This is a genomic window from Methylobacterium variabile (assembly GCF_001043975.1).
In the GTDB taxonomy this organism is placed as follows: Bacteria; Pseudomonadota; Alphaproteobacteria; order Rhizobiales; family Beijerinckiaceae; genus Methylobacterium; species Methylobacterium variabile.
This window is the reverse complement of sequence record NZ_LABY01000220.1, coordinates 1-7594: the sequence shown is the minus strand read 5'-3', so window position 1 is coordinate 7594 and position 7594 is coordinate 1. Positions and strand designations below refer to the sequence as shown.

7 protein-coding genes are annotated in these 7594 nt (G+C 72.7%); 3 read left to right on the top strand and 4 right to left on the bottom strand.

Going from position 1 to position 7594, the window contains the following annotated elements; all coding sequences use genetic code 11:
• Positions 1–77: 77 nt before the first annotated feature.
• From VQ02_RS27660 to VQ02_RS27650, 3 genes are all read right to left on the bottom strand, one after another.
• A complete protein-coding gene (locus VQ02_RS27660) occupies positions 78–887 on the bottom strand; it encodes a class I SAM-dependent methyltransferase (RefSeq protein WP_048447464.1) in 810 nt (269 codons plus the stop codon).
• 414 nt (positions 888–1301) lie between these two features.
• Complete coding sequence (hspQ, locus tag VQ02_RS27655) at positions 1302–1667, bottom strand: heat shock protein HspQ (RefSeq protein ID WP_048447463.1); 366 nt, start codon at positions 1665–1667, stop codon at positions 1302–1304.
• Between the two features lie 142 nt (positions 1668–1809).
• Positions 1810–2865 (bottom strand): HpcH/HpaI aldolase/citrate lyase family protein, encoded by a 1056-nt coding sequence (locus VQ02_RS27650; protein ID WP_048447462.1) that lies wholly within the window; start codon positions 2863–2865, stop codon positions 1810–1812.
• Between the two features lie 516 nt (positions 2866–3381).
• Between VQ02_RS27650 and VQ02_RS27645 the strand changes: the two genes are divergently transcribed.
• Positions 3382–4605, top strand: coding sequence for a patatin-like phospholipase family protein (locus VQ02_RS27645; protein ID WP_048447461.1), 1224 nt, complete (start codon positions 3382–3384; stop codon positions 4603–4605).
• A gap of 6 nt (positions 4606–4611) precedes the next feature.
• Here the strand turns inward: VQ02_RS27645 and VQ02_RS27640 are convergent, their stop codons facing one another.
• On the bottom strand, positions 4612–5823 hold the full coding sequence (locus tag VQ02_RS27640) for a UbiH/UbiF family hydroxylase (protein WP_048447460.1): 1212 nt from the start codon (positions 5821–5823) through the stop codon (positions 4612–4614).
• 131 nt (positions 5824–5954) lie between these two features.
• Between VQ02_RS27640 and VQ02_RS27635 the strand changes: the two genes are divergently transcribed.
• Both VQ02_RS27635 and pncA read left to right on the top strand, forming a co-directional pair.
• Positions 5955–6929: a quinone oxidoreductase family protein gene (locus tag VQ02_RS27635; protein WP_048447465.1), complete on the top strand. Its 975-nt coding sequence runs from the start codon at positions 5955–5957 to the stop codon at positions 6927–6929.
• A 59-nt stretch (positions 6930–6988) separates the two neighbouring features.
• Positions 6989–7594, top strand: a 606-nt coding sequence (gene pncA / locus VQ02_RS27630; protein WP_048447459.1) for a bifunctional nicotinamidase/pyrazinamidase, incomplete at its 3' end; no start/stop codon positions are given.

Below are 7594 nucleotides of genomic sequence, written 5' to 3'. Positions count from 1 at the left end.
AGCGCCCCCGGCCGGGGGCGCGAGGCGGGCCCGGCATCGCCGCGGCGGTGCCGGGACGTGCCGGCGTGACGGGCGCCCTACCGGCGCAGGCCGCGGGTGACCCAGTACTCGCGGGGCATGCAGATGCCGAGCGGGGTCGCGAACCGCGCGTGGAAGGCGACGAAGTCGCGGCGCAAGGCGGCGCGGCGCTCCTCGTCGAGGCCGGCGGCCAGGGCCTTGGTCGGGCCGTAGCCGGTGGAGAAGGTCTCCCACGCGGCTTCCGGGCTCGGCTCGCGATAGAACGAGACGCCCTGCTCGAACGCCAGTTCGAAGTCCTGGCCCAGCAGCTCCGCGACGCGCGCGGTGCGGCCCCACTCGAATGGTGAGGGCGGGGCCGGCGCGGGCGGCGGCGGCATGTAGGCCTTCATCACCGTGAACATCTCGAACACGGCGCCGTCGGGCGTCCAGGTGGTGAGGGCGATGCGGCCACCCCTGCGGCAGACCCGCGCCAGCTCCGCCGCCGCGGCCTCCGGGCGGCTGGCGAACATCACGCCGCAGGTGGAGATCACCGCGTCGAAGGCGCCGTCGTCGAAGGGCAGGCTCTCGGCATCGCCGATCCGGTAGTTGATGGTCAGGCCCTCGGCCCTGGCCTGCTCGGCCGCGAAGGCGATCAGGTCGGGGCCGAGGTCGACGCCGACGACCTCCGCCCCGCGCCGCGCGACCTGGCGCGAGGTCCAGCCGGTCCCGGTGGCGAGGTCGAGGATCCGCTCGCCGGGCCGCGGATCCAGGCGCAGCACGCAATGCGCGATGCTGTCGGCGATGCCCCGGCTGATCTCGTCGTAGCGGCCGCCGCCGGAATTCCAGATGCCGGCCGGCCTGGCGTTGTGAGGCTGGATCCCGCTGCTCATGATTCCACTGCTCATGGCCACCCCCCGTGCGCGCAGGAAGCATCACCGCGACGATCGGCAGATCATCGGGATGAGTGACAGACAGTCGGACACATGCAACACTGGCGGTATCTTATGATGAAACGATCAATATTCGTTCACATAAGTTGTCGTGCCGGCCCATTGGGAATCGACAGCGCGGGCAACCGACGCGGAGCGGCCGCCGGAAGCGGCGAGGGTTCCCGGGATCAGGCGCGCCGGCTCATGCCAGCGGCCCAGGGCGCTGACGCATCGCTGTCGATCCCGGACCTGCCCGAGATCGACGGGGCCGTCGCGCCATCTCGAATCGCCGACACCAGGCCGAAGGCTTGACGAGAAAAGCGTGGCGACGGTTCGAGACCGGAACCGAAGACGATCGTCCACCGACCGTGAGTATCAGTTCGCGGCGTCGCCGCGCATCCGGTAGCCGCCCTCCGCGTCGCGCTCGAACATCTCGGCGATGCGGGCGTGGCGCAGGGCCTCGCCGGAGCGGTCCGGCACCAGGTTCTGCTCCGAGACGTAGGCGACGTACTCGGTGTCCTGGTTCTCGGCGAGCAGGTGGTAGAACGGCTGGTCCTTGGACGGCCGCACCTCCTCGGGGATCGCCTGCCACCACTCCTCGGTGTTGGCGAAGACCGGGTCGACGTCGAAGATGATGCCGCGGAAGGGATAGATCCGGTGGCGCACGACGTCGCCGATGTTGAACTTGGCGAGGCGGATGACCGCGCCGAGGGGCGCGGCGTCGGGCTGCGGGGCGGGCATGGCGAAAGAAGTCTGTCCGAGAGGCATGGGCGTCACATAGGATAACGGAAGCCGGATTGCACCGGCGCGAGAGCCGCGCTCGGCGCAAGTGCCGCTCCCGGAGCCTCACGATGCCGGGAGGTCCGGCGCCGGGATCGCGGGCTCAGCCGTCGAGGCCATAGGCCCGGGCGAGGTCGGGATCCTTGGCGGCGACGAGCCGGGCGAGGTTCACGATCACGCTGGCCTGCTTCCAGGTGGCGTCGTCCTGCATCTTGCCGTCGAGCATCACCGCGCCGGTGCCGTCGGGCATCGCCTCGAGGATGCGCTTGGCGAAGGCGACCTCCGCCGGATCGGGGGCGAAGACGCTCTTGGCGATGGCGACCTGGCTCGGGTGCAGGGTCCAGGCCCCGGCGCAGCCCATCAGGAAGGCGTTGCGGAACTGCACCTCGCAGGCGGCGGCGTCCGAGAAGTCGCCGAACGGGCCGTAGAACGCCTTGATGCCGTTGGCCTGGCAGGCATCGACCATCCGGGCGATGGTGTAGTGCCACAGGTCCTGCTGCACGCTCGCCCGCTCCGCGGCGCCCGGCGTGGGATCGGCGATGACCCGGTAATCGGGGTGGCCGCCGCCGACCCGGGTGGTCTTCATGCCGCGGGAGGCGGCCAGGTCCGCGGGGCCGAGGCTCATCCCGTGCATGCGCGGCGAGGCGCAGGCGATTGCGTCGACGTTGGCCACGCCCTCGGCGGTCTCCAGGATGGCGTGGACCAGGATCGGCTTCGTCACGCCGGCCCGGGCCTCGAGCTGGGCGAGCAGCTGGTCGACGTAGTGGATGTCCCACGGCCCCTCGACCTTCGGCACCATCACGACGTCGAGCTTGTCGCCGACCTCGCCCACGACCTCGATCAGATCGTCGAGCAGCCACGGGCTGTTGAGGGCGTTGACGCGGGTCCACAGGCCGGTGCCGTGGCGGGCGAAGTCCGTCTCCCGCGCCATCGCGATGAAGCCCTTGCGGGCGTTGAGCTTCTGGTCGGCCGGGACCGCATCCTCGAGGTTGCCCAGCACCACGTCGACCTGGGCCGCCAGCTCCGGCACACGGGCCCGGACCTTGTCGTTGTGCGGCGGCACGAAGTGGATCATCCGCTCGAGCCGCACCGGCAGTTCGCGGAACGGGGCCGGCGCCCCGGTGGCCAGGGGCTGGAAGAAGCGGCGCGGCAGTTTCATGGGGATCTCCAACCTCCGGCACGGCCGGCGCCCGCGGACCCGCGTCGCGGAGCCCCGGCCATGCCCGAGGGTTAGTGCAGGGGCGACGCAGCCGTAAAGAGGCGGCGCCTCGGCAGATGGTCTCGGGCTCCCATGGACGTCGCGCCGGTACCACCCGGTTCGGCGCGGTCGCTCCCGCGACGGAGCCGCCGCCTCATGCTTTCGGGGTAGGTCTCACAGCTGGATCCCCTGAAGGCGACCGGAATCGGCGATGACGGCCCCTCGGCTCTCACCTGCAAGTCACCGCATGTCACCTTGCGGCGTTTGATTTTGGCATTATCATGACAGAGGCGACGCAGGACAGAAGATCCCGGACGGCCCGGTGGCCGGATTGATCGCCGGACGAGATCCCAGCACCGTATTCTGAGTGGTTCTTTGGAAACATCCTGCGCCCGCGTGCCGTTTCGCACATGCGGAATGGAACGCGGGCGCACAATCGGCGTTCACCGGGCGAGGCGGGCGGCGGAGGGCAGAACCATGTCCCGACAGATGAATCGGCGCGGGCTGGCCGGCGCCGCGCTGGTGGCATTCGCCCTGGGGGCGGTGCCGGCGCAGGCCGGCTCGGTGGCGGACCGTCAGCGCTCGACCGTGCGGGCGAGCTTCACGGCGGGGGACCTCGCGGCGGCCCGGCCGGAGGGGCTGCCCGCCTCGGTGCGGCTTGCTGGCGACGACCCGGCGGCGTTCCGGGCCTTCCTCGACCGCGCCGCGATGGCCTCGCGGGAGCCCTGGCTCGCCCTGTCCGGCGGCGGCGAGAACGGCGCCTTCGCGGCCGGCCTGCTGAAGGGCTGGACCCGCGCCGGCAACCGGCCGGATTTCGGCGTCGTCACCGGCGTCTCGACCGGCGCCCTCATCGCGCCCTTCGCCTTCATCGGCGCGCCGGGGGACGAGGCCCTGGAGAAGGCCTACACCGAGACCTCTGCGGCGGACGTGTTCGAGTTCGGCGGCGGCCAGGAGAGCCTCACCGACACCTGGCCGCTCAAGCGCGGCATCGAGCGCAGCGTCACGCCGGCGCTCCTCGAGGCGGTGGCGGCGGAGCACCGCAAGGGGCGGCGCCTCCTCGTCGTCACCACCGAGCTCGATTCCTTGCGCCCGACCCTGTGGGACATGGGTGCCATCGCGCAAGCCGGCGGGCCCGCCGGCCTGAAGCTCTTCCGCGAGGTGCTGCTGGCCTCGGCGGCGATCCCCGGCATCTTCCCGCCGGTGATGATCGACTCCGTCGGCCCCGGGGCCAAGCGCTTCCAGGAGATGCACGCCGACGGCGGCGCCACGGCCCCGTTCTTCGTCGCCCCCGGCCGTTCCCTGCTGGAGCCGATCGCGGGCACCGCCCCTGCCGACGGGGATCGCCTGCCCGCGCCGGCGGTCTACGTCGTGGTCAACACCTCGCAGGCACCCGACTTCCAGGTCGCGCAGCGCTCGATGCTGAGCATCCTCGGCCGCTCGCTCTCGGCGATGATCAAGGCCCAGACCACCGGCGCCATCGCGGTGACCCGGGCCTTCGCGGCCCGCACCGGGCTGCCGCTCCACGTCGCCACCATCGACCAGCGCTTCGGCCAGACCTCGCAGGCGCCGTTCGAGCAGGGCTACATGCGGGCGCTGTTCGCCCACGGCGAGCGCCTGGGGAAGGCCGGCACCGCCTTCGACTGGTCGCCCGATACCCTGACCACCAGCGCGACAAGCCGCAGCGCCAGCAACGCGCGGTAGGCGCAGTCACCCCCGCATCAGCGTCGGAGTCCCGAGGCGCGGGGTCACGCCCTCGCGCATCACCAGGCGGCGCAAGGGGGCGATGGTCGAGAGGGCGAGCAACCCGGCGCCGCGGGCGAGGTCGCTCGGCAGGAAGGCGGTGAGCAGGCTGCGGTTGAGAGTGTCGACCGCGGTCGTGCGGAGCCGGGCGTCGAGGGCCCGGCCACGGGCGAAGCCCCCCAGCACCGCCTCGGATCCGGGATCGCGCCCGCCCGCCACGGCGTCCCGCAGGGCGGCGGCGTCGCGAAGCCCCAGGTTCAATCCCTGCGCGCCGATCGGCGGGAAGACGTGGGCCGCCTCGCCGACGAGGGCGAGGCGGGGGCCGACCGGGCGCGGCACCGACAGGCCGCGCATCGGCACCAGGCCCCGCGGCCCGTCGATCCGCATGGCACCCAGCATCGACTGCGCCTGGCGCTCGACCGCGGCGGCCAGGGCCGCGTCGTCGAGGGCGATCAGGGCCTCCGCCCGCGCCTCGGCGGAGACCCAGACCAGGCTTGAGCGGCGCCCGCCCGGCAGCGGGACCAGGGTGAACGGCCCCTCGCGGGTGTGGAACTCGGTCGAGACCTCGCGGTGGTTGCGGGTGTGCGCGAGGATCGTGGTCAGCGCCTTCTGCGGGTAGGTCCAGCGCCGCGCCGCCAGGCCCGCCGCCTCGCGCAAGGGCGAGCCGCCGCCATCGGCCGCGACGACGAGGCGGGCCGCGACGCTCCCGCCACCCTCCAGCGCCAGCACGGCCCGGTCCTCGTGGAGCGTGCGGCCGGCGGCGTCGTGCTCGACCAGGGTCAGGTCCGCGGCGGCCCGGGCGCGCTCGCGCAGCGTCTCGACGAGGCGCGCGTTCTCGACGTTCCAGCCGAAGGCATCGAGGCCGATCTCGCGGGCGACGAAGCGGGCCGGCGGCGGCCGGAACAGGCTGCCGGTGTCGTCGATCAGGTGCATCTCGGCCAGCGGCGCGGCCTGGGGCGCGAGCGCCTCCCAGGCGCCGAGCGCCCGCAGCAGCCGCACCGAGCCGTCGAGGAGCGCCACGGTGCGCCCGTCGGCCACCGGCGCGTGGCGGCCGACCAGCACGGTGCCGATCCCGTCCCGGGCGAGCGCCAGGGCGGCCGCGAGGCCGACCGCGCCGGCGCCGACCACCGCCACGTCGTACAGGGGCCCGTCCGTGCTCGGGGCGGCTGTCTGGCTCACGAAACGATCCCTTCCGACGGTTCCGCCCTGATCTGGGTCGCGCGGGGCCGCTCCGCCATCCCGGCCATTGCCGAACGCAGCGCCCCACCTATGATCCCGGCCGGAAACCAAGAACGATGTGGGAGCGGGCGATGCCCAAGGCGATCCGGGTTCACGAGTACGGCGGCCCCGAGGTGATGCGGTACGAGGACGTCGCGGTCGGCGATCCCGGACCCGGGCAGATCCGGGTGCGCCAGAGCGCGGTCGGCGTCAACTTCATCGACATCTACTTCCGCTCCGGCCACTACAAGGTGCCCCAGCTCCCCTTCACGCCCGGCAACGAGGGCGCCGGTACCGTGGTGGCGTTGGGCGAGGGGGTCAGCGGCTTCCGGCCCGGCGACCGGGTCGCCTACGGCTCGGCCTCCGGCACCTACGCCGAGGAGGTGCTGGTCGACGCCAAGTCGGTGGTGCGCCTGCCGGACGGCATCGACGACGACACCGCCGCCGCGATGATGCTCAAGGGCCTGACCACCCAGTACCTGCTGCGGCGCACCTACAAGGTCCAGCCCGGCGACACGATCCTGTTCCACGCCGCCGCCGGCGGCGTCGGCCTGATAGCGACCCAGTGGGCCAAGCACCTCGGTGCCACGGTGATCGGCACCGTCGGCTCGGAGGACAAGGCCGCCCTCGCCCGCGAGCACGGCTGCGACCACGTCATCCTGTACCGCAACGAGGACTTCGCCGCCCGGGTCAAGGAGATCACCGGGGGCAAGGGCTGCACGGTCGTCTACGACGGCGTCGGCCAGGCGACCTTCCCGGCCTCCCTCGATTGCCTCAGGCCCTTCGGCTACTTCGTGAACTTCGGCAGCGCCTCGGGGGCGGTCACGCAGTTCGACATCAGCCTGCTGGCCCAGAAAGGCTCGCTCTACGCCACGCGGCCGACCCTGTTCACCCACGTCGCCGACCGGGCGGTGCTGGAGGAGATGGCCGCCGACCTGTTCGAGGTGGTGCAGAGCGGCGCGGTGAAGATCCCCGTCCACACCCGGGCGAAGCTCGCCGACGCCCCGAAGGTCCACGCCGACCTCGCCGGGCGCCAGACCACCGGCGCCACCGTGATGCACCCCTGATAGAGCGATGCAGCGGCACCCGGGCCGGATCGGCCCGGGTGAGCGGGGACCCTTGAGCCATGCGCCCGACCGAGACAGATCTCCTTCTGGTCGTCGACGTCCAGGCCGACTTCCTGCCCGGCGGCGCGCTGGCGGTGCCGGACGGGGACGCGGTGATCGCACCGATCAACGCGCTCGCCCGCCGGTTCAGTCACGTCGCCCTGACCCAGGACTGGCACCCGGCGGGCCACGCCTCGTTCGCGACGAGCCATCCCGGCCGGCAGCCGTTCGAGACCGTGCGCCTGCCTTACGGCGATCAGGTGCTGTGGCCGGAGCACTGCGTCCAGGGCACGCCCGGCGCGGAGCTGTCGCCGGACCTCGACCTGCCCCACGCCCAGCTGGTGATCCGCAAGGGCTACCGCCCCGGGATCGACAGCTACTCGGCCTTCCGCGAGGCCGACCGCACCACCTCGACGGGGCTTTCCGGCTACCTGCGCGAGCGCGGCTTCACCCGGGTGTTCCTGTGCGGCCTCGCCACCGATTACTGCGTCGGCTGGAGCGCCATCGACGCGCGGGACGCCGGATTCCAGGCAGTGGTGGTCGAGGATGCCTGCCGGGCGATCGACCTCGGCGGCTCGCTGGCGCGTGCCTGGAGCGACATGGCGGCGGCGGGGGTGGAGCGGGTG